The 21,315-nt window shown below is 39.4% G+C and carries 16 protein-coding genes; 12 read left to right on the forward strand and 4 right to left on the reverse strand.

The genetic code is table 11. The features are described 5' to 3' along the window. Positions 1-187: 187 nt before the first annotated feature. A complete protein-coding gene (gene hrpA / locus BTO08_RS05915; protein ID WP_105060287.1) occupies positions 188-4,102 on the reverse strand; it encodes an ATP-dependent RNA helicase HrpA in 3,915 nt (1,304 codons plus the stop codon). Positions 4,103-4,393: 291 nt separating this feature from the next. Here hrpA and BTO08_RS05920 point away from each other — a divergent pair, with 291 nt between their 5' ends. Genes BTO08_RS05920 through BTO08_RS05930 form a run of 3 tightly spaced genes read left to right on the forward strand, consistent with a single transcriptional unit; the run spans position 4,394 to position 6,315 of the window. Beyond that, the gene (locus tag BTO08_RS05920) at positions 4,394-5,230 is read left to right on the forward strand and encodes an AraC family transcriptional regulator (protein ID WP_043128659.1); all 837 of its coding nucleotides are present in this window, start codon (positions 4,394-4,396) and stop codon (positions 5,228-5,230) included. Between the two features lie 49 nt (positions 5,231-5,279). Continuing rightward, complete coding sequence (locus BTO08_RS05925) at positions 5,280-6,002, forward strand: AzlC family ABC transporter permease (protein WP_105060288.1); 723 nt, start codon at positions 5,280-5,282, stop codon at positions 6,000-6,002. Further along, on the forward strand, positions 5,992-6,315 hold the full coding sequence (locus BTO08_RS05930) for an AzlD domain-containing protein (RefSeq protein ID WP_105060289.1): 324 nt from the start codon (positions 5,992-5,994) through the stop codon (positions 6,313-6,315). Before BTO08_RS05925 ends, BTO08_RS05930 begins: the two co-directional genes overlap by 11 nt. Positions 6,316-6,397: 82 nt before the next feature. On the opposite strand, the gene BTO08_RS05935 is transcribed toward BTO08_RS05930, so the two are convergent. Next, entirely contained in the window at positions 6,398-7,795 is a 1,398-nt protein-coding gene (locus BTO08_RS05935; protein WP_105060290.1) for an MATE family efflux transporter, read from the reverse strand. Between the two features lie 124 nt (positions 7,796-7,919). Between BTO08_RS05935 and BTO08_RS05940 the strand changes: the two genes are divergently transcribed. The 6 genes from BTO08_RS05940 (at position 7,920) to BTO08_RS22300 (ending at position 14,437) form a co-directional block, all read left to right on the forward strand. Then, on the forward strand, positions 7,920-8,780 hold the full coding sequence (locus BTO08_RS05940) for a helix-turn-helix transcriptional regulator (RefSeq protein WP_105061312.1): 861 nt from the start codon (positions 7,920-7,922) through the stop codon (positions 8,778-8,780). A gap of 128 nt (positions 8,781-8,908) precedes the next feature. Beyond that, positions 8,909-9,883 (forward strand): zinc transporter ZntB, encoded by a 975-nt coding sequence (locus BTO08_RS05945; protein WP_105060291.1) that lies wholly within the window; start codon positions 8,909-8,911, stop codon positions 9,881-9,883. Between the two features lie 120 nt (positions 9,884-10,003). Continuing rightward, positions 10,004-10,459, forward strand: a complete 456-nt coding sequence (locus BTO08_RS05950; protein ID WP_105060292.1) for a TerB family tellurite resistance protein — start codon at positions 10,004-10,006, stop codon at positions 10,457-10,459. A gap of 493 nt (positions 10,460-10,952) precedes the next feature. Next, positions 10,953-13,139, forward strand: a complete 2,187-nt coding sequence (locus BTO08_RS05955) for an LruC domain-containing protein (protein WP_105060293.1) — start codon at positions 10,953-10,955, stop codon at positions 13,137-13,139. A gap of 15 nt (positions 13,140-13,154) precedes the next feature. Further along, complete coding sequence (locus BTO08_RS05960; protein ID WP_242446237.1) at positions 13,155-13,643, forward strand: hypothetical protein; 489 nt, start codon at positions 13,155-13,157, stop codon at positions 13,641-13,643. Positions 13,644-13,723: 80 nt separating this feature from the next. After that, positions 13,724-14,437 (forward strand): hypothetical protein, encoded by a 714-nt coding sequence (locus BTO08_RS22300; RefSeq protein WP_242446238.1) that lies wholly within the window; start codon positions 13,724-13,726, stop codon positions 14,435-14,437. 40 nt (positions 14,438-14,477) lie between these two features. On the opposite strand, the gene BTO08_RS05975 is transcribed toward BTO08_RS22300, so the two are convergent. Then, positions 14,478-16,961, reverse strand: a complete 2,484-nt coding sequence (locus BTO08_RS05975) for an ATP-dependent RNA helicase (RefSeq protein ID WP_105060296.1) — start codon at positions 16,959-16,961, stop codon at positions 14,478-14,480. Positions 16,962-17,110: 149 nt separating this feature from the next. On the opposite strand from BTO08_RS05975, the gene BTO08_RS05980 reads away from it, so the two are divergent. After that, entirely contained in the window at positions 17,111-18,007 is an 897-nt protein-coding gene (locus BTO08_RS05980) for a 1,4-dihydroxy-2-naphthoyl-CoA synthase (protein ID WP_105060297.1), read from the forward strand. Between the two features lie 67 nt (positions 18,008-18,074). Here BTO08_RS05980 and BTO08_RS05985 read toward each other — a convergent pair whose 3' ends face one another. After that, complete coding sequence (locus BTO08_RS05985; protein ID WP_105060298.1) at positions 18,075-18,260, reverse strand: hypothetical protein; 186 nt, start codon at positions 18,258-18,260, stop codon at positions 18,075-18,077. Between the two features lie 346 nt (positions 18,261-18,606). On the opposite strand from BTO08_RS05985, the gene BTO08_RS05990 reads away from it, so the two are divergent. Both BTO08_RS05990 and BTO08_RS05995 read left to right on the forward strand, forming a co-directional pair. Then, complete coding sequence (locus tag BTO08_RS05990) at positions 18,607-20,295, forward strand: NAD-dependent malic enzyme (RefSeq protein ID WP_105060299.1); 1,689 nt, start codon at positions 18,607-18,609, stop codon at positions 20,293-20,295. Between the two features lie 201 nt (positions 20,296-20,496). Continuing rightward, positions 20,497-21,243 (forward strand): SanA/YdcF family protein, encoded by a 747-nt coding sequence (locus tag BTO08_RS05995; RefSeq protein WP_105060300.1) that lies wholly within the window; start codon positions 20,497-20,499, stop codon positions 21,241-21,243. Positions 21,244-21,315: the final 72 nt, after the last annotated feature.

Here is a 21,315-nt window from a genome sequence, read left to right on the forward strand (position 1 = left end):
CGGTACAAATCACCACCAATAAATTCACATTTAATTTACAAAATATATAGTGTCATTATTTTGGCACTACCTCAACCAATTATATAAATCTTTTATAAATACTGTCGTAAATACCGTTTTTTATGCATAAAAAAGCCGATAATATTATATACATCATCGGCTCTTTATAATTTCGCTACTAACTAAATCAACATTCGTTAATCGCGTTGCGAACACGTTTATCAGATACAGGATATGGTGTACCCAACTGCTGAGCAAAGTAACTAACACGTAGTTCTTCAATCATCCAGCGGATCTCTTTTACCTTATCAGGTACTGGCTGCCCTTTCGGGATCTTATTCAGTAGCTCTTTGTACTCATTAACTACAGACTCAATCTTCAGAATATGCACACGATCTTTATTTGGATCGATTGGCAGTTTTTCCATTCGACGCTCAATAGCACGCATGTAACGCAGAATATCAGGTAGGCGTTTCCAACCACATTCTGTTGCAAAACCTTTGAAGATCAAGCTTTCAATTTGTGCTTTGATATCAGACATCGCAAATGCCATGCTTAAATCAATACGTCCTTTCAAACGCTTACTGATGTTAAATGCTGTGGTTAAGATTTCTTCTACTTGTTTGGCAATATCAACCACGGTGTCACCAAGCTCAGCACGAACAAACTCTTTCAACGCTTCAAATGATTCAGGCTGCCATGCTAATCCGCCTTTCTCTTCAATTAGCTTATCAACACCACAAGCAATACAATCATCAATCAGATCAAGTACACGACCATACGGATTAAAGTACAAACCTAGCTTCGATTTGTTTGGCAAGTTTGAATGAAGGTACTTAATTGGCGATGGTACGTTAAGTAAAATCAAACGACGTTGACCCGCCTGCATCGCATTGTTTTGCTGCTCTTCAGTTTCAAACAATTTGATACCAACAGAATCTTTGTTATCCACCAGCGCAGGATACGCTTTTACTTCAAAGCCACCGCGTTTCTGTTGGTAACGTTCAGGTAGCGTACCAAAACTCCATGTTTTCAAACCATCTTGCTCGATATCATCATCAGCAACTTGTGACAAAGTTTCTTGAACCTTCTCTTTTAAGTTGTCTTTCAGACCATAGATATCTTTGCTTTCACGTAGTTTACGATTGCGGTGATCAACAGCACGATAAGTGATTTTCAAGTGATCAGGGATCTGATCTAAGTTCCAATCTTCACGCACAATTGTCACGCCACTCATACGCTTCAATTCTTTTTCTAGTGAATCTAGCAATGGCGCTTCCATTGCCTTAACACGAGCTAAGAACGCATCAGCATAGTTTGGCGCCGGCACAAAGTTACGGCGTAACGGTTTTGGTAATGATTTGATCAAAGCAACAACCAACTCATGACGTAAGCCTGGAATTTGCCAGTCAAAGCCGTCAGGTTGAACTTGGTTTAAGATAGCCAATGGCACGTGAACGGTTACACCATCGTTATCTTCACCCGGTTCAAACTGGTAGCTTAGTTTTAGCTTCAAGTTACCTTGATGCCAGAAGTTAGGATAATCTAAATCAGTGACATGACTTGCATCACCACGGAATAGCATCTCACGTTCAAAGTTTAATAACTCTGGATCTTCTTTCGATGCTTTCTTCCACCATGTATCAAAGTGGCGACCTGACGTTACTTTCAAATCAATACGTTGATCGTAGAAATTAAACAGCTCGTCATCATCGATCAGAATGTCACGACGACGTGATTTGTGCTCAAGCTCTTCAACTTCGCGCAATAGCTTACGGTTTTGTTGATAGAACTTATGGCGCGTATCCCAATCCCCTTCAACCAATGCTGAGCGGATAAAGATTTCCCGTGATAACGTTGGATCAATATTGCCGTAGTTAACTTTACGTTTGGCTACAACAGGAATGCCATACAGCGTAACTTTTTCAAACGCATGAACAGCAGCAGACTTCTTCTCCCAATGCGGTTCGCTATAACTACGTTTAATCAAATGACCAGCTAATGGCTCAACCCACTCCGGCTGAATTTTTGCACCAATTCGCCCCCATAGACGTGACGTTTCCACTAGCTCCGCAACCATCACCCACTTTGGCTGTTTCTTGAAAATGCCAGAGCCAGGGAAGATATTAAAGCGAGCGTTACGCGCACCTTGGTATTCATTTTTCTCTTGGTCTTTCATACCAATATGCGAAAGCAATCCGCTTAGTAGCGAAATATGAATACTGTCATAGCTTGCTTCGTTGCCATTCATTTTCAACTCAAGCTCTTTAATCACTTGATTGACTTGGAAATAGATATCTTGCCACTCACGAATGCGTAAGTAGTTTAAGTATTCTTTCTTACATAAACGGCGGAATTGATTACTAGAAAGCTCTTTTTGTTGTTCTTGGACGTAATTCCATAAATTAACGAACGCAACAAAGTCAGAATCTTTGTCGTTAAATCGGCGATGTTTCTCATCAGACTGTTGCTGTTTATCTGATGGACGCTCACGTGGATCTTGAATAGATAGTGCCGATGCAATAATCATCACTTCACGTAATGCACCTAACTTAGGCGCTTCAAGTACCATACGAGCTAAACGCGGATCAATAGGAAGACGCGCTAATTGGCGCCCCATTGGTGATAAACGTTTACGCGGATCTGTGGCTTTAGAGTTAATCGCGCCTAACTCTTCCAATAATCGAATACCGTCTTGAATATTGCGATTATCGGGCGCTTCTACAAATGGGAAAGCTTGGATATCCCCCAAACCAATCGCAGTCATTTGAAGAATAACTGACGCTAAGTTAGTACGTAGAATTTCTGGATCGGTAAATTCTGGGCGCGATAAAAAATCTTCCTCAGAATATAGACGAATACAAATACCTTCTTGAACACGACCACAACGCCCCATACGCTGATTGGCGCTGGCTTGTGAAATGGCTTCAATCGGTAGACGCTGTACTTTAGTACGGTAACTATAGCGACTAATTCGGGCTGTACCCGGATCAATAACGTATTTAATACCCGGAACAGTCAGTGAGGTTTCCGCTACGTTTGTTGAAAGTACAATACGGCGACCAGAGTGTGATTGGAATACTCTGTTTTGCTCACCCGCCGATAGACGTGCGTACAAAGGTAGAATTTCAGTATGGCGTAATTTACGCTTTTCTAACGCATCTGCAGTATCACGAATTTCACGCTCACCGTTTAAGAAGATCAGGATATCACCCTCACCCTCATCACACAGCTCATCGACCGCATCAAAAATTGCATCTAACTGATCACGATCGGTGTCATCACCGTCTTCAACCACAGGGCGGTAGCGAACTTCTACTGGGTACGTTCGGCCTGACACTTCAATAATAGGTGCATTATTAAAGTGCTTAGAAAAACGCTCAGGATCGATGGTTGCTGAAGTAATTATGACTTTTAAATCTGGGCGCTTTGGTAATAACTCACGCAAATAACCCATTATGAAATCAATATTTAAGCTACGTTCGTGCGCTTCATCGATAATGATAGTGTCATATTGACTTAAGAAACGATCGTGTTGAATTTCAGCCAATAAAATACCGTCTGTCATTAACTTTACGTGGCTATGCTCTGAGACCTGATCGTTAAATCGGACTTTATAACCTACGTGAGAGCCCATTTCACATTCCATTTCTTCTGCAATACGAGAAGCAACAGAGCGTGCAGCCAGACGACGAGGCTGAGTGTGGCCTATCATACCGTGGGTACCACGACCGATTTCTAAACAGATTTTAGGTAGCTGAGTAGTTTTACCTGAACCCGTCTCACCCGCCACAATAACCACTTGGTTATTTAAGATCGCTTCAGCGATATCATCTTTCTTCTGGCTTACGGGTAACTGTGCTGGGTATATGATTTTTGGACGCTGAGTACGGCGACGTTCCACCGTTTGCATTGATTTCGCAATCTCTAATGCAATTTCGTCAAATACAGCGTGCTTGGATTTTTCGTTTTTAATTCTTGATGCGCCTTGTACACGTTTGTGTAGACGAAAACGATCGCGCATCATGCAATCTTTAATAGCAGACTTTAATGTTTTTTCGTTATTCAACACGTCTGCTTGAGTTTGATTCGACTGACTCAATGTAATTCCTGTCTTTCAATGACTAATGGATACCGAGAACATCTGATGAAAACTCGCTCAGTATCACTTGGCGATTCGAAATTTTCATTAATTCTATCACAAATGAAATAATCTGAGAGCCGCTTAAAAGACAATTACTAAGGTGTAATGATAGGTTCAGACTGAGATAGTATAAAATTGCAACTAGCTCAGCTTCTAAATGGAGTAGGTGTTTAATTTTACAGTCGAAAAATAGTCAACAGAACTATTTATACAATTGAGCAATATTTTACAATACTTAAGATAAGGAGGTTGGGATTGGACAAAGAAAAAGCAGATTACATCACTTCCAACGCATTCAACGGTATTGAATATGTGAATGCCGATTTCACTAAACAAACGTTCTCTAAACATGTTCATGAGGGCTACACCATAGGCGTTATAGAGCAAGGTGCGCAACGCTTTTTTCGCAGCGGTGCTAATCATATTGCAGGTCAGGATAGTATTATTTTGGTCAACGCTGATGATGTACATACCGGTGAATCAGCAACCACAGAGGGGTGGCGCTATAAGGCCATTTACCCAACGCCCGATCATTTTGAGAAAATATCCCAAGATTTATTGGGTAGCGCTTCCCTAACCCCCTATTTTCGAGATTCTGTGATTAATGATAAGAAGATTTCCAGCCAACTGCGTTTGATCTTTGACCAGATTGAAAACGGTGCATCAACGCTGCTTATAGAAACGTTGATTTATAGTACGCTTCTCTCACTATCCAGTACGTATGGTAAATCAGTTTCTTTACCTAAAGACTCCCAAACTAATCGTAGCAAATTGTCTTTAGCAAAAGCGTATTTAGATGAATACCCAGAGCACGATGTAAGTTTAGAAAGGTTGGCACAATTAGCTGGTTGCACCAAGTTCCATTTTGTTCGCCAGTTCGGAAAAACATACGGAATATCGCCTCATGCATATCAAGTTCAAGTGCGCTTGATAAAAGCAAAACAGTTATTAAAAGCTGGCTCCTCGGTTGTAGATACCGCCATTGACTGCGGGTTTCACGATCAAAGCCACTTTTCTCGTCATTTTAAACGTGCGTTAGGCACGACGCCGAAACAGTTCCAGCAAGCAATTTTATACAATCATTGATGAGCCATCATTTCGTAAACTAACCCTATCGTTAATCAGAGGTTAGTTTATGGATATACCAACATCACCCCAACATATATCTCCCCAAAAAATCATTTTTAGGGCTACGTTAGATATATTCCCCTTATGTGCCGCTGTCACCCCTTGGGGGATCCTATGCGGTTCTTTGGCTATTCAAATAGGTCTTACCGCTTTACAAGCACAATTATTATCATTGATGGTATTTGCAGGAGCTGCACAATTAGCTGCGACTTCTCTCCTTGGTACAGGCGTAAGTTATTCCCCGATTTTCTCATCCACATTTGTTATTAGTTCTCGGCATCTTCTTTATTCAGCTGTTTTCCAAAAGTACATCAAGGATCTATCACTTCCCCGTCGACTTTGCTTTGCTTTTTTTCTAACCGATGAAATGTTTGCTTTAACTAGTGCCTATATAGGAAAACATAAATCTTTTAATTATTTATACGCTATAAGTACTGGAATTGTTTTTTATCTTATGTGGAACATAGCCACTTTTGCGGGGATTGTTGTAGGTAACAACATCACAAACTTCGACGCTTTGGGTTTAGAGTTCGCCATCGCAGCAACTTTTATTGCTATCGTTATTCCCTCTATAAAAAATTCACCAATCCTAATATCAGTACTAACAAGTGGTATAACAGTATTAGTTTTAGAGTTATTTGAGTTCTCATTTTCTTTAATCGCATCAACTGTAATGGGTATGTTGGCTGGTTATTTCACACAACTTAAAGGATTAAAAAATGAGCCTTAATATAGAATTAATAATTGTATTGATGGCTGCTATCACTTTTAGCTGTCGTTATATTTTCTTTATGAAGTGTTTCCCCGTTCGTTTAAACCACACAACGAAAAAAATCTTGGAATTTACAGCACCTTCCGTACTAACAGCCATGTGGGTGCCAATAGTGTTTCTGGGGCATAAGACAACAGAAAATAGTTTACTGACAAGTCCATTTTTATACGCAGGATTAATCACTCTACTGGCTGCTTACAAATTAGAAAGTACACTAAATATTGTGGTCGTTGGGATGAGTACTTTTGTTGTTATAAGTTGGCTTATATAAATGAATGATTAAAATAAACAAAAAAGAGAGCTAACGCGTATGTTGCTCTCTTTTTTATATCATGAAGCGCTTATTGCTTAAGTTAAATTAATGATACTGGTTGTACTGAATCATCATCATTGACTAAATTTTTAAGCCACTTACGACCATAAATACGATAAGTTGTCAGTCCAACTTTAACGACTTCTTCTGCCAATATAGCAACAAGCACCCAGTGTAATGGCCAGCCTAAAACAATACCCGTGAGTATGGCTAAAGGAATACCTATTGCCCATTGGCCAAATAAATCAATAAAAATGCTGTATTTAATGTCGCCACCGCTACGTAATACCCCACCAATACCCACCATATTGAACACTTTTAGGAACATACCTAACGCCATCACTAAGGTAACATTCAGCGACATTTCAAGGTTCGGTGCTTGAGCCTTTGCCAACCACTCTCCAACAAGCCCACTCGATAGCCAAATAGACACACCTAACACAAAAGCAATAGACACACTCAAAGCTAGAAAGAACCACGACTGATGAAACGCTCGTTGATAATTTTCAGCGCCTAATTCGTGTCCCAAAATCGTTGAGGCAGCAACAGCAAAACCAATAAAGGCTGAAATTAATACCGCTTCTATCGGCGATAATAAGCTAATGATGGCAAGTTCTGTCACACCTAATTTGGCAAAAATAACGCTATAAACAAGTATTCCCATCGCCCATGCCCCGTCATGAACAATCATAGGCCAGGCGACATTAAAATAACGTTTCCTTGCTTTGGCATTACTTGCTGGCTCTATATCTTCATGTGTTGGTAATACTTTTTTATAGGTTTTATAAGTAATAAACAGCAAAATAGCTGTTTGTGCACCACGCGAAATCGTTGTCCCCAGCGCGGCACCAGCAACCCCCATTTCAGGAAAACCATATAATCCGAAAATTAATAGCGCATTAAGTACGCCATTAATAATGACAGCCACCAGCCCAACATACGTAGGCATTTTAGCTTCGCCTACTGCACGTAAAGCAGATTCAAGCGGTACGACAATGGCTGTAAAAATAATGCTCCAGCCGCAGACATATAAATAATCTCGTGCATAGTGAATAAAGTCGGCTTGATCATTAACCAAAGCAACAATTTGCTCAGGAAAAACACGGTATGCGACAGCAAAAGGTAATGTTAGAAATATTGCGCATACCCAAGATTGTAACAAGGTGCGCCTCACCCCTTCCATTTTCCCTGCACCAAAATATTGTGCCGCAAGTACACCGACAGCTCCACTGACACCGACAACAAGCAATAAATTAAAGAAAAATATGCGGTTACCAATACCTACAGCGGCAACTTGTGACTCACCGAGTTTAGAAACCATGATGACATCGACTAAACCAAGTAGTGAAAACAACATAGATTGCATTGATACTGGCAACGCTAAACGCCATGTTTTTTGCCAAAAAGTTTTATCTGCTGAGTATCGCCAGTGTTGCATGACCGCCACCTATTTATTGTTATCTTACTGTGAAGCAGATCATACCTATGTTTACTCAAACACGTTTATTCTAAGCAATCAAAAAGCTTTGCCAAACTATCATTTTAAATTTTGGAGCTCTGTGATGGGGTATATTGATACTTTTACTATTTCACCAAAATGCCAATCTATTATTATTGATCAAGTACAATCGATTGAACTTGAAAAGCAAAAAATTCTTCAATGTGGCATCAATTATGGCAAAGAAGCATTCAGTATTTATCGAAGAAGCCCAGACATGTATATGCTGCTCTATACAACGGGTGGCAAGGGGTTATTAAAAACATCAAACGGTGAATGGGCATTAGAAACCGGCAGTGTTATTTATGTACCGCCCGGTTATGAGAATGGCTTTGTTATTAACCCAGATGATAACCCTGATCTTATTTGGGATGTCGCATGGGTTATGCTTGAAAAACATAAGCGTTGGGATGAGAGCTTACCTCATGATATTACCTATCAAGATTCACAATCAGGTTCATTACTATTTAAGACTATCATTTGTTTAAGCGAATCTTTAAGTTTCAACTATCCATTGGGCGATGCGCTATGTAAGAGTATTACAGAACAAATTTGTTTATTAGTGAACACCCAAACCGCCCCTCACTCTCCTAAAGCACTTACCCGTTTAGAGCATGTTTACCAGCATACGAAAAGTCAGTTACACCACCCATGGCAAGTCTCCGATCTGGCTGCCTTATATCCATGCTCTGAGCCGCATTTTCATCGATTATGTCAACAGTATTACCAACAATCTCCTATTGCCTATTTAACTCAAATTCGAATGGAACATGCTGCTGGGTTGCTGACTACCACCACTTGGCCAATTCAACATATTAGTGACTTGTGTGGTTACCCAAACCCAACCAACTTTAGTACTCGATTTAAAAATTGGAGTAGTTTTACGCCTCGACAATTTCGGACGAAGTTTCAGCCACAACTTTAAAACCTAATTACTTTGGCATGATTAAATAATTTTTCTCTCTAAGATGTTATCAGTTAAGCTAGTAAATAAACAAAGTGATGATTAATCTTATTAGATATAAACGCCTTTAACGATGAAAGGATCACCAGATGCAAAACTGCTTTACATATAGTTATCAACTTGATGCGAGTAATGGTTCTTCACCGCTCTCACTTGATCAAATAAATAACTGGAGCAGTAATGATGGGCTACTGTGGGTCCATTTAGACTATACTGATGAAAAAGCACTAGCATGGATAAACAATAGCCATTTGCCTGATGTAGAAAAAGAAGCCCTTACTACTCAGCGTATTCGCCCTCGTTTAAATCAAACGAAAGAAGGTTTTTTCTTGTCATTACGAGGAATAGATTTAGATTCTGATAATCAATCTGACAAGCCATCAGAAATGGTCTCTATTCGAGGTTACTATAAACACAACACCATTATTACTACTTCAGACCGACCGGTTAGAGCACTTGATCGTGTTGCGGCACATATTAATGGCGGCTTTGGACCAAAAACTATTGGTGCATTCATTCTCTGTCTTTGCGATCACCTAACGAGCCATAAAATAGAAGTGATTGATTCCATTGATGACAGGTTAACCCAGCTTGAAGATCAGGTTATGAATAATAGTGATGACGACCTCCGCAATAACATTGCACAATTAAGACGGGAAACGGTTTATCTACGTCGCTATGTCACTCCACAACGTGATGCAATCGCTAAATTACTCACTATTGATACTCCACTGCTTTCACTATCAGACAAACAAAAAATACATGAAGTAAATGAAAAACTGCTCCATGTTATCGATGACTTAAACGCTATTCGTGAACGTGCTAATGTGACGCAAGAAGAACTAATGAGCTTACAATCTGAAGCATTAAACCAGCGTTTATATTTTCTGTCTTTAATTACCACTATCTTTTTACCACTAGGTTTTTTAACCGGTTTACTGGGTGTTAATTTAGGAGGTATTCCCGGCTCTCAAAACCACTGGGCATTTTATATATTCTGCAGCCTGTTATTCGCTGTATTAATACTTCAACTTATCCTTTTCTATCGTAGAAAATGGATATAAAAAATTAAAATAGATAAAATAATTACATATATGTAATCCAATATTGTTATTTTTAATGTTGATTTATTAAAGACATTATTAATATTATTAACTTAAACTGGAAAAATAATAAGGGAAATAATGTTCAAATCGCTACGTACACTATTTCGACAACTGACAAATGATCCTAATAGTAATGAAGCCGTAGATACTCCAACGCTTCATTTAGCTATGGCTTCTTTATTATGTGAAGTAGCTATTGCCGACCACGATCAGGATCCAAGAGAAGAACAAGCTAAAATTCAACTTCTAATGAAATTACTTGAAGTTGATGAAATCACTTCAAAACAACTACTTGAGAAAGCTCAACGACAAGCAGAGGCGTCTGTTTCTCTTTATGATTTTACTAATAAATTACGTTCACTTGAGCAACCAGAACGCTATCAATTAGTTGAAGCAATGTGGCAAGTCGCCTACGCTGATGGTGTGATAGACCCACAAGAAGAGGCTGTCATTCGCCAAGTTTCTGATTTAATATATTTAGATCATTCTGCATTTATAAAAGCCAAAATCAGCGCTAAAAATACTGCAAGCTAACCTATTTAAGAGCTATAACTATAGCTCTTTTCTTTATCACTCCTTTCTTGATAGTTTTAATATCAACACCTATCCTATATATAGAGTGCAAACTGAAACATATACTAATATTTATGCACCTTTACATATTTTACTAGACAATTAAAGCAATCATTTAATAGGCATCGTTTAATAACACTATTAAGTTATTAACATGGAGGCACTAATGGCTCATGTAGCTATTTGTGCTTTTTATTTAGAAAAAATACAGGTGTAAATACATAGACACTCCTGTCTATATTATATTTTTATATTGATACTTATTTTTATAAGTTCGCTATATGCTACAAACAATGGAAAAGTATAAAAAAACTTTCCATTAATAATCATATAGATATAAACACTGATATTACCGCCTTATTAAATATTTGTTGGCTTGAAACTTGTACATTTTATCAATGATGAACAAAACAATGAATGTCCATAAGTATTTTTAACTGAGTGAGGCAAAGATATGAAGTGTTTACGACACTCTTTACTAGCATGCTCGTTAGCCTTAGTTTCTAGCTCGGCCTACAGCATCATCCCCCACGCTTTTACGGATAATGGGGGGTGTCCTAGCGATGCCTTCTTATTCCAAGGTAATCCATCCACCATTTACAAAGTTGATTTATCTTCTGGGTTCTATCAAGCATCAGATCCCATGAGTACTACCGTTAATGGAGTTGGTTTTAACGAAAGTGATTCCTACATTTATGGTTACGACAATACCAACTTAACTGTTGTACGTATTAACCAACTCTTTGATCATGAAGCCGTTGCAGTAACAGGCCTTCCTGGTTCAGTTACGTTTCCAACAGGCGATGTATTCAACAATAAATACTATCTCTACAAATCTGGCGTAGGTATGTATGAAGTTGATCTAACAACGCTTGTTGCTACTCAAGTAATGACTGCAGGTAATGCTTCATTTGGTTTGACCGATATGGCTTTCCACCCTGATGGTTCTGGACGTTTATTTGCTGTTGAAAATAGTAGTAAGAAGCTTTATGAAATTACTAACTATGATTCATCTGCCAATTTTTTTGAAATCGGTGATACAGGGATAACTGGCTCATCAACGTTTGGTGCTCAATATTTTGATGCTAATGGTTATTTATATCTAAGTCGTAATCAAGATGGCTTAGTGTTCCAAATTGACATTAGTGACTTATCAAGTATTTCAGCGACAGCCGTACAATACTCTTCAGGACCAATCTCTGGTACTAATGACGGTGCGCGTTGTGCAAATGCTGCCATTGTTGCCGCTAATACCGACTTCGGTGATGCGCCTGATACTTATAAAACAACGCTTGCAGCCAATGGTGCTCGTCATTACAACATATCAGAAGTAAACTACTTCTTCGGCTCTGCTGTTGATACTGAAGGTGATGCTCTTGTATCACCAGCCTCAGATGATGCAGATGGAACACCTAATGATGAAGACGGTATTTCATTCCCAGCCAACTTTAAGCAAGGTTCTGATGCCTTGATTCAAGTTACTGTCGGAGGGTCTGCTGCAGGTTACGTGAATGCATGGATTGATTGGAATAATAATGGTGTATTTGATGAATCAACCGAGCACGCTGTTACCGATGAACTCTTAGCAGGTGGTGATGGCGTAACACCAGCGACTTATTTACTAAAAGTTAGGGTACCGGATGATGCAGCTACGGGTCAATTATGGGCTCGTTTCCGTATATCTAAAGATACAGGTACCCTCTCGTATGGTGGTGTTTCGTATGGTGAAGTCGAAGATCATCAGGTAACTGTTGATGCTCAAACCGTTACTCATAACTGGTATCCATCATCGAGTTCTTGGGTCACTTTAGTGTATGAAGATGACTGGCCACAAGCAGGTGACTTTGATTTCAATGATGTTGCACTTTACTACCGCGTTGATACGGTAAAAGATGCCGCTGGTGATATTCTTCGTTACGATATTTACGGTAGTCTCCGTGCTTACGGTGCTGATTTTGCCAACGGTTTTGCTGTTAAATTAGATGGTATTGCGACAGGTGCTGTTGATTCAGACCGCACAAAACTGGTTGTTAACGGTTCTACATTGCATACCACTCAAATACTAGAATCAGGCACTACAGATGCTGTTGCTATTATCAGTAATAATTTGAAAACTGAAATAACAGCACCAACATGTTCAGGCACATTAGGTGATTACTATCGTGTATGGACAGGCTGTAGCGATGATGCCACTGACCAATTTGTCTTTGAAGCCAGTATCCCATTCACTTCTCCAGTTGCAGCTGCAAGTGGACCAAGTATGCCTCTTAACCCGTTCATCTTTGGTACACCTGGAATTGATCACGGTGACGGCACTCGAGCCAGTGATGGTCGTGCAATTGAAATCCATTTGAAAAATCATGATGTTACCAGCAAAGCAAATACCGCTTTATTTGCCACAGATGATGATACATCAGCTTATGTCGATGGTGATTGTCCAGGAGTAAGCTGTGACACATACCATAATACAAATGGTGTGCCATGGGCTATTGCTATTGATATTCCTTGGGATCACCCAAGTGAAGGTACCAATATTCTTGAGGCTTATCCTGATTTATCTGCATTTGCAACTTCTGGTGGTTCAACAAACACTGACTGGTATTTGCGTGCAAATTCCGTTGTTAGCAAACTCTTTGAATAATGGTGAGGAGTATTAATGATGAAAAGTTTATATGTAACACTTTTTAGTGCTGCTCTCCTGTTTGGTTGTGGTGGCGGCGGTGGTGACGGCGATGGCGCAAGTACAGACGTAGCAGCAGCAGATACACCAGTAGCAGTGTCTCCTCCTATAATTGATGTCGCAACAGGTGGCAGTAGTGCGAAATTTGAAGATCTAGTTATTCCAGATAATTTTGATTTAAGTACTACTTATGATATGCCAATTAAAATTAACTTAGATACCACAGAGTCAATGAGTCTAAGCGTTTATGGTGATTTTACCGTAGCAGATGATGGTTCAATTACTCCTGTAGCAGGTAGTCGTATTATCTCAGGTCAAATTGCTAATGGTGATTTTAATGGTGTTATTGCAGCAACTGGGACTCTCAAGAACTTATTAATAGAAGCTTGGTATCCCGATCCAAACATACCACCGTTTCAAACTGTAGTTCCGGTAAATGCTGATGGCATTAATATTAGTAACTAAATAAGACAAAATCGGCTTATACAGTTCTCACTAGAAACAGTGTTGTATAAGCCGATTATATTTCTGCCATGAAACCTATATTGACAATATCTTTCGCATGTTTGCTGCTTACTCAAATTGCTTGTAACGGTCAAGATACCGCTGAAGAAAATAGTACTATTGAAAGTTCGATTGTAAATAACGAATCCAGTAGTGAAGCGACTCTACTCCCCATCGAACCATTACCAATAACGACGCCTGATAGTGATACAAACAACACGAGTAATGACACTGAGAAAATTATCGAACCAGAATCAGATCAGGTTACACCAACTATAGATCCAATAGATGAAAACAACGCGCAACGTGAATTAGATGAAGTCAATCTCCCCCCACTGGAACCTGAACCTGAACCTGAACCTGAACCTGAACCTGAACCTGAACCTGAACCTGAAAAGCCTACGCCACCAGCATCACCGGATGCAAATAATGGTTGGGGTGATTTAGTCGTTCCTGACGATTTTGATTTCAATACTTCTTACGATATGGCAATCACCATCAATTTAAAAACAGCAGAAACATTGAGTATCGCTATTTACCATGATTTTAATCAGCTAGATACTGGTGATATTGTTCCTATCGCTGCAAGCCAACTTGTATCGGGTACTATTTTAAATGGTGATTTTAACGGTGTCATAAGAGTAACAAGTTCGATGAACTCAATTTTAATCCTCTTATTTAACAACAACGGTAATGCGTTATTTTATAGTTCAATTCAACCAACAACACCGGATGGTATTACCATCGTCGAATGAAGTATTATTAGTACTGAGTACCTCAACACACTACATCATACTATTTAATATCAATCGTTCGACTAACTTTTTTATATTGTACTCGCCACCCTTGCCATCGTGGTAATTCCCATCGTTTTGGATCTGGTTTACGGTTGCCAGACTGATAATTTGCAACAACAAGTTTACGGTGAATATCATATTCTATAGCCATCACAAGATCAGTGAGTTTAACTTCACGCGGGTAACGCTCATCAAACTCCTGTCGTTCCCATTCAGGGATCCCCTCAAAGGTAAAATCTGAAGGTTCAAAGAGCTCGAGATCATCAATATGTTCAATCCCTAAATCTTCAATTTGTTGCGATAGCCATCCAATGGCATCAACCGGCTCAGGTGCACGTTTAACAAAATCTGCATTATATAAACCCAATGCGAGATATAAATTCCACTGCGAGATATCTGAGATAATTCGAGGTGCAAGATCTGGCATTACTTCACTTGCAAGTAGCATATCGACAATAGCAAAGCGTGCTGATTGCCCTTCAGGTTCAATCCATTGAGTATCAATAACCCGTCCAGCATAGATCCGCTGGACAGCCGTTTTAAAACTGCCATCCTGTTGTTCAACGGTATCACCTTGAACCAACTCACCTAACTCAGCATTATTTATTTGTGACAAGGTAACGGGGGAGCTACACGTTGCCAAAATGCGGTTTTGTTTAACCCCTCTTCCTGGTAAGGCAAATTGATCAAATACGATCACTGCTTGAGATAATGATCCATCTATCGGCGGGTTATCAATTAATGAATCTTTCGCACTACTGACTTCAATAATACTGTTACTCATTGCCTGCTGACGTTTTTCTCGACGAAGAAAAACCAATTCAGGTGCCGCCTTAATTACAGTATCTTGCCATAACTCTCGTTTAAATCGGCTAGCAACAGACAGCTCTGGAAGTTCAAGTAACTCTCGCATTTGAACTGACAACAAACGTGCTTCTGCTAGCATATTGTCATCTACCACAAGCCATTCTGGACACTCATCCATGCGTACCATTTTTATTAATGCTGTCGCATCACAAAATACATTACCCAGCCATCGATACAATTGTTCAATATTTTCTTCTGATCGCGGTGACTGCCATAACCGTTGCGGAATAGTCAATGCAGCAGCAAGATCGACCATTGCTTCTTTATTTGCTCGGGTATCCATCGCTGTTATTAAGTGGGCAAATAAAGTATCGATAGGTAGTTGATATAAACAACGACCATAATCAGTAATAACTTCATTTTCAGTCATAGCTCCCATAGACAACAAAGCCTGCTGCGCTGCGACAAAGGTTTTTTCAGGTAGAGGGTCAATAAACGAAAGTTGGCTGAGTTTTGCGTTACAACATAAAGCAGCCAAATAGGCTTCTACCAACTCTTCGCGCTGCAACTCTGGCGGTGTTAATAACTCTAACGCTGCGGCTTTACCATACAAGCGAATACAAACACCATCCGTTACGCGTCCTGCACGCCCTTTCCGCTGCTCTGAGCTTGCTTTGGAAATAGCGTGTAATGATAATACTGTTCGACCGTTTCGCTGGTGGGTACGACGTTCTAAACCAGAATCAATGATCAACGTAACCCCTGGGATAGTTACCGAGGTTTCAGCCACATTTGTCGCAACAATAATGCGTTGCTTATCACTTTGTGTTAGAGCCCGCTTTCTTTCATCATCGGTAACGGAAGCGTGTAATGGAATAATATCCATTAATCCTGCTTGTATTTGCTCACTAAACTGTTGCGTTAGTGCATTTTGCGTTGACGCTATCTCTTTTCTTCCGGGTAAAAAGATCAAAATGTCTTGGTGGCTATCAATATGCGTTTGAACCAAGCTAGTTATCCGCTTATCGATATTCATCACATCGGGCATATCTCGACTATCAGAGGCATGATGCAATACATTCACCGCAAAATTACGCCCTTTAGCTTGTAAGTGCTGTGCTGATAAATAGTTAACTAATCGTTGGCTATCAATCGTTGCAGAAGTAATAACTAAACGATGAGATTGTTGCTGTTTGAGTAACGCAAGCAGAAGATCAGTATCCCAACGTCTTTCATGAAATTCATCAATAATAATTGTTGAGAACTGAGCTAAATTACCTTCACTTAACCAACGTAATGCAACACCGGGGGTCGCGTAAATAATATCCGTATTTTCATCAAAGTGATGTTCAAAACGAATCGCATAACCAACGGATAACTGATCTGGGTTTGCGTCTTCTGTTAATAAATATTCAGCTAGCGATGTACAAGCAACCCGTCTAGGCTCAACCACCAGTACTTTCCCATAAATAGCTGACCATAGTGGCAAACGGGTTGATTTACCCGACCCCGTTTCTGCTTCAACAACAATATGTTCATCACGTAACAAGGCTTTAAATTGTTGCTCAATGCTATCTATAGGTAAATTGTTCTGCATATCCAATATATCTTTAATGAATTCAAAGCTATTTTCGCAATTATTACCTACATTGTCAGTGAGAATCATAATATTCATTAAACTTGCTATTCATATCTACCTAATTGTTTATTCCATCATCACTTAGGTTTTATTTCTTTGTGTAAACGCCACTAATTTCATCGAAAAATTGACTTTTTTTTGTAACTCCCTAGCCTTACAGCATCAACTTATGGAGGCAACGCCACATGACAACGAAAACCATATTTAATCCTGAGCTTTGGAACGAAGTTGAAGGCTTTGATTTTGAAGATATTACTTATCATCGCGCAAAAGATCAGGGCACTGTTCGTATCGCAATTAATCGTCCAGATTGCCTTAATGCATTTCGTCCAAAAACAGTTGATGAGCTTTTCACTGCACTCGATCACGCTCGTCAATGGTCAGATGTGGGCTGTGTATTACTAACGGGTAACGGCCCTTCTCATAAAGGCCAGTGGTCATTCTCATCGGGTGGCGATCAACGTATTCGTGGTAAAGATGGCTATAAGTATGAAGGCGAAGAAGCAGGTACTGCTGACATTGCGCGTATGGGTCGACTTCATATTTTAGAAGTACAACGTATGATCCGCTTTATGCCAAAAGTGGTTATCGCGGTTGTTCCGGGTTGGGCTGTTGGCGGTGGTCATAGCTTACACGTTGTTTGTGATTTAACGCTAGCGTCTAAAGAACATGCCGTATTTAAGCAAACAGATCCTGATGTAGCATCATTTGATTCAGGTTACGGCTCTGCATATCTCGCTAAAATGATCGGTCAAAAACGTGCCCGTGAAATCTTCTTCTGTGGTTTTAATTACAGCGCACAAGAAGCCTATGAAATGGGCATGGTGAACAAGGTTGTTGATCACTTTGAACTAGAAGAAGAAGCGCTTCGTTGGGGTAAAGAGATCACAAGTAAATCACCAACAGCAATGCGCATGCTAAAATATGGTTTCAACCTTCCAGATGATGGTTTAGTCGGTCAGCAACTGTTTGCTGGTGAAGCAACACGTCTTGCTTACGGTACTGAAGAAGCACAAGAAGGTCGCGATGCATTCCTAGAAAAACGCGATCAAGATTTCAGCCGCTTCCCTTGGCATTACTGATCGGCTCAATTTATAGATAAATAAAAGCCACTTACTGATTATCAATAAGTGGCTATATCCATTTCACTCATTTATTTTCGCTATGAATCCTTGACGTAGAGTAATCAATCGAAACAACACTATCTCGAGGACCAAGATCTTCTTGAAGCCCAGCTACCTTCATATCACGTTCCAAAAACGATTCTGCTTTAACATCTGAAGAGTAAACATTACCATCGACTAACACTGAAACCTTGGCTAAATAGTACTTCATGACACACCTCCTTGCGTGAATGTATTGTTACTCTACTCCATGTCTGGTTAATTTTATTCAATTTAGTATGAAGTCGTGACAGAGACTGTATTGCTCAATAGAAAAAATTTATAAAATATTATATTGGTTCACAAATTTAAAACTAATTACATTATTAACTTGCCCAAAAACGTTACAAACAAAGAATCAGTTAAAAAAACAGCATTTTCACAAATAATATTACCCGACTTGCTAAATAAGTGATCATACCCTTTGTATTCTTATCTTTGACGTTCTAGCATTAGTGACCGACTGAAAACTCGCGCTTGTTTTCAATTTTAATCTTCTAGCTACAGAGTCTATTTGCATGAACAACGATAAAAGACCTTTATATATCCCCTATGCAGGTCCTGCACTACTTGAAACACCTCTTCTGAACAAAGGTAGTGCATTCTCTGTCGAAGAACGTATGTTCTTTAACCTTGAAGGGCTTCTTCCTGAAGCTATTGAATCTATTGAAGAACAAACAGAACGTGCTTATCAACAATATCGTAAGTTTGAAAACGATATGGATAAGCATATCTACCTTCGTAATATCCAAGATACTAACGAAACACTTTTCTACCGTTTAGTTGAAAACCATATTACCGAAATGATGCCAATCATTTATACACCAACAGTTGGCTCAGCATGTGAGGACTTCTCTAACATTTACCGTCGTGGTCGTGGTCTGTTTATCTCTTACCCTAACCGCGATCGTATTGAAGACATGTTGAATAATGCTTCTCGTCAAAACGTAAAAGTTATCGTAGTAACCGATGGTGAACGTATTCTTGGTTTAGGTGACCAAGGCATCGGTGGTATGGGTATTCCAATTGGTAAACTATCGCTATACACAGCATGTGGTGGTATTAGTCCTGCTTATACTCTCCCAGTCGTTCTTGATGTTGGTACTAATAACCCACAACGTTTATCTGATCCTATGTATATGGGATGGCGTCATACTCGTATTTCCGGTAAAGAATACGATGCATTTCTTGAAGAGTTTATTCAAGCCGTTAAACAACGTTGGCCCGAAGCATTAATTCAATTTGAAGATTTTGCGCAAAAGAATGCAATGCCACTGCTTGAGCGTTACAAAAATAAAGTATGTTGTTTTAATGATGATATTCAAGGTACAGCAGCGGTAACTGTTGGTTCTCTACTTGCAGCATGTAAGGCTGCAGGCACTAAACTGTCTGAACAGCGTGTAACCTTCCTTGGGGCTGGCTCTGCAGGATGCGGTATTGCAGAAGCAATTATTGCACAAATGGTGTCTGAAGGTATTTCTGATGCACAAGCACGCAGCCAAGTTTTCATGGTTGACCGTTGGGGTTTATTAATCGACAAGATGCCAAACCTGCTTAATTTCCAACAGGCACTTGTTCAGAAAAAAGAGCAATTAGTCGATTGGGATGTCACAGAAAACAACATATCTTTACTTGATGTTATGCGTAATGCTAAACCGACAATTTTGATCGGTGTTTCAGGTGTACCAGGACTATTTAGTGAAGAAGTGATCCGTGAAATGTACGCGCACTGTGAGCGCCCGATTATCTTCCCACTATCTAACCCAACTAGCCGTGTTGAAGCAACGCCATTTGATATTATTCGTTGGACGGATGGTAACGCATTAGTTGCAACAGGTTCACCATTTGAGCCTGTTATATATGAGGGTAAAACCTACCCTATTGCACAATGTAATAATAGCTATATCTTCCCGGGTATAGGTTTAGGTGTATTGGCTATTAATGCACGCCGTGTAACCGATGAGATGCTTATGGAAAGTAGCAGAGCGCTTGCTGAATGTTCTCCACTTGCTATTCACGGTGATGGCGCATTGCTTCCACCATTAGAAGATATTCAGAAAGTTTCGCGTAAAATTGCTTTTGCCGTTGCAAAGAAAGCAGTTGAACAACATAAAGCACCGAAAAACTCCGATGAACGTATTCGTGAAAAAATCGATGCTAACTTCTGGAAATCAGAATATCGTCGTTACAAACGAACTTCGTTCTAAAACTCAATTTAAAAAGGTGCCAATCAGGCACCTTTTTTTATGAAAGTAATACTTCTCTTTTACTTGTTATTATTGAATATTATTTCAGCAGTCATAAGATAAAATGACAAAACGCAGACATTTATCCCTTAATTAATAGACATTTTATTAAATGATTAAGGTAAGATATAAGTTAAGAACTTTGTACTTTCGTGGATAATTATGAAACTGCTCAATCTAATCCGTATTTCTGCAGTTATCTGTATCTTATTTGTTTCAACATTATTGTTATTTGATCGTTGGGTTTCAGCTCGTACATCTGATCGCATTTATCATGATATCTCTGCAGTACCCAAACATTCTGTGGGATTAGTTCTTGGAACAAGTAAATATATAGCTAAGACACTAAACCCATATTATGAATATCGTATTACAGCGGCATTAGATTTATATAAGCAAGGTAAAATAGATTACTTTTTGCTCAGTGGTGACAATGCGCACCGCTCTTATAATGAGCCTTGGACGATGAAGCGAGACTTATTAAAAGCAGGTGTTCCTGACGACAAAATTGTTTTAGATTACGCTGGGTTTAGAACGCTTGATTCTATCGTCCGCGCAAAAGAAGTATTTGAAACGGATAATTTTACAATTATTACCCAACAATTCCACTGCGAACGCGCCCTATTTATTGCTGATAGTTATAAAATTAAAGCAACATGTTTGGCAGTACATGAGCCCAACGGTACTGCACAACTTAAAATTCGTATTAGAGAAGTACTTGCTCGCGTTAAAGCATTAAGCGATCTGTTTATATTGAATGTTCAGCCTAAGTTTCTAGGCCCTAAAGAACCTATCATTAAACCCGCACCTGCTACTGTTATCAATGAAGATACAGCGCCGTCTTCTGCTATTAATAATCAAAAGCAGTTAGATAATTTGACACCAACAGAAAGTAACACTTCAAAATGAAACATAAAGCCAGTGATTTTCACTGGCTTATACTGTTAGCCTATCTTTAACTTTTCTCTTTCATCGTCTTCA

Source organism: Photobacterium angustum (genome assembly GCF_002954615.1).
Classification (GTDB): Bacteria; Pseudomonadota; Gammaproteobacteria; order Enterobacterales; family Vibrionaceae; genus Photobacterium; species Photobacterium angustum_A.

Bases quoted from the DNA above. Each gene is read 5' to 3' on its own strand.
- BTO08_RS05940 (WP_105061312.1), top strand. From the start codon at position 7,920: ATGGGGTATATTGATACTTTTACTATTTCACCAAAATGCCAATCTATT.
- BTO08_RS05945 (WP_105060291.1), top strand. From the start codon at position 8,909: ATGCAAAACTGCTTTACATATAGTTATCAACTTGATGCGAGTAATGGT.
- BTO08_RS05995 (WP_105060300.1), top strand. From the start codon at position 20,497: ATGAAACTGCTCAATCTAATCCGTATTTCTGCAGTTATCTGTATCTTA.
- BTO08_RS05935 (WP_105060290.1), bottom strand. From the start codon at position 7,795: ATGCAACACTGGCGATACTCAGCAGATAAAACTTTTTGGCAAAAAACA.
- BTO08_RS05925 (WP_105060288.1), top strand. From the start codon at position 5,280: ATGGATATACCAACATCACCCCAACATATATCTCCCCAAAAAATCATT.
- BTO08_RS05955 (WP_105060293.1), top strand. From the start codon at position 10,953: ATGAAGTGTTTACGACACTCTTTACTAGCATGCTCGTTAGCCTTAGTT.
- BTO08_RS05990 (WP_105060299.1), top strand. From the start codon at position 18,607: ATGAACAACGATAAAAGACCTTTATATATCCCCTATGCAGGTCCTGCA.
- BTO08_RS05950 (WP_105060292.1), top strand. From the start codon at position 10,004: ATGTTCAAATCGCTACGTACACTATTTCGACAACTGACAAATGATCCT.
- BTO08_RS05985 (WP_105060298.1), bottom strand. From the start codon at position 18,260: ATGAAGTACTATTTAGCCAAGGTTTCAGTGTTAGTCGATGGTAATGTT.
- BTO08_RS05930 (WP_105060289.1), top strand. From the start codon at position 5,992: ATGAGCCTTAATATAGAATTAATAATTGTATTGATGGCTGCTATCACT.
- BTO08_RS05960 (WP_242446237.1), top strand. From the start codon at position 13,155: ATGATGAAAAGTTTATATGTAACACTTTTTAGTGCTGCTCTCCTGTTT.
- BTO08_RS05975 (WP_105060296.1), bottom strand. From the start codon at position 16,961: ATGAATATTATGATTCTCACTGACAATGTAGGTAATAATTGCGAAAAT.
- BTO08_RS05980 (WP_105060297.1), top strand. From the start codon at position 17,111: ATGACAACGAAAACCATATTTAATCCTGAGCTTTGGAACGAAGTTGAA.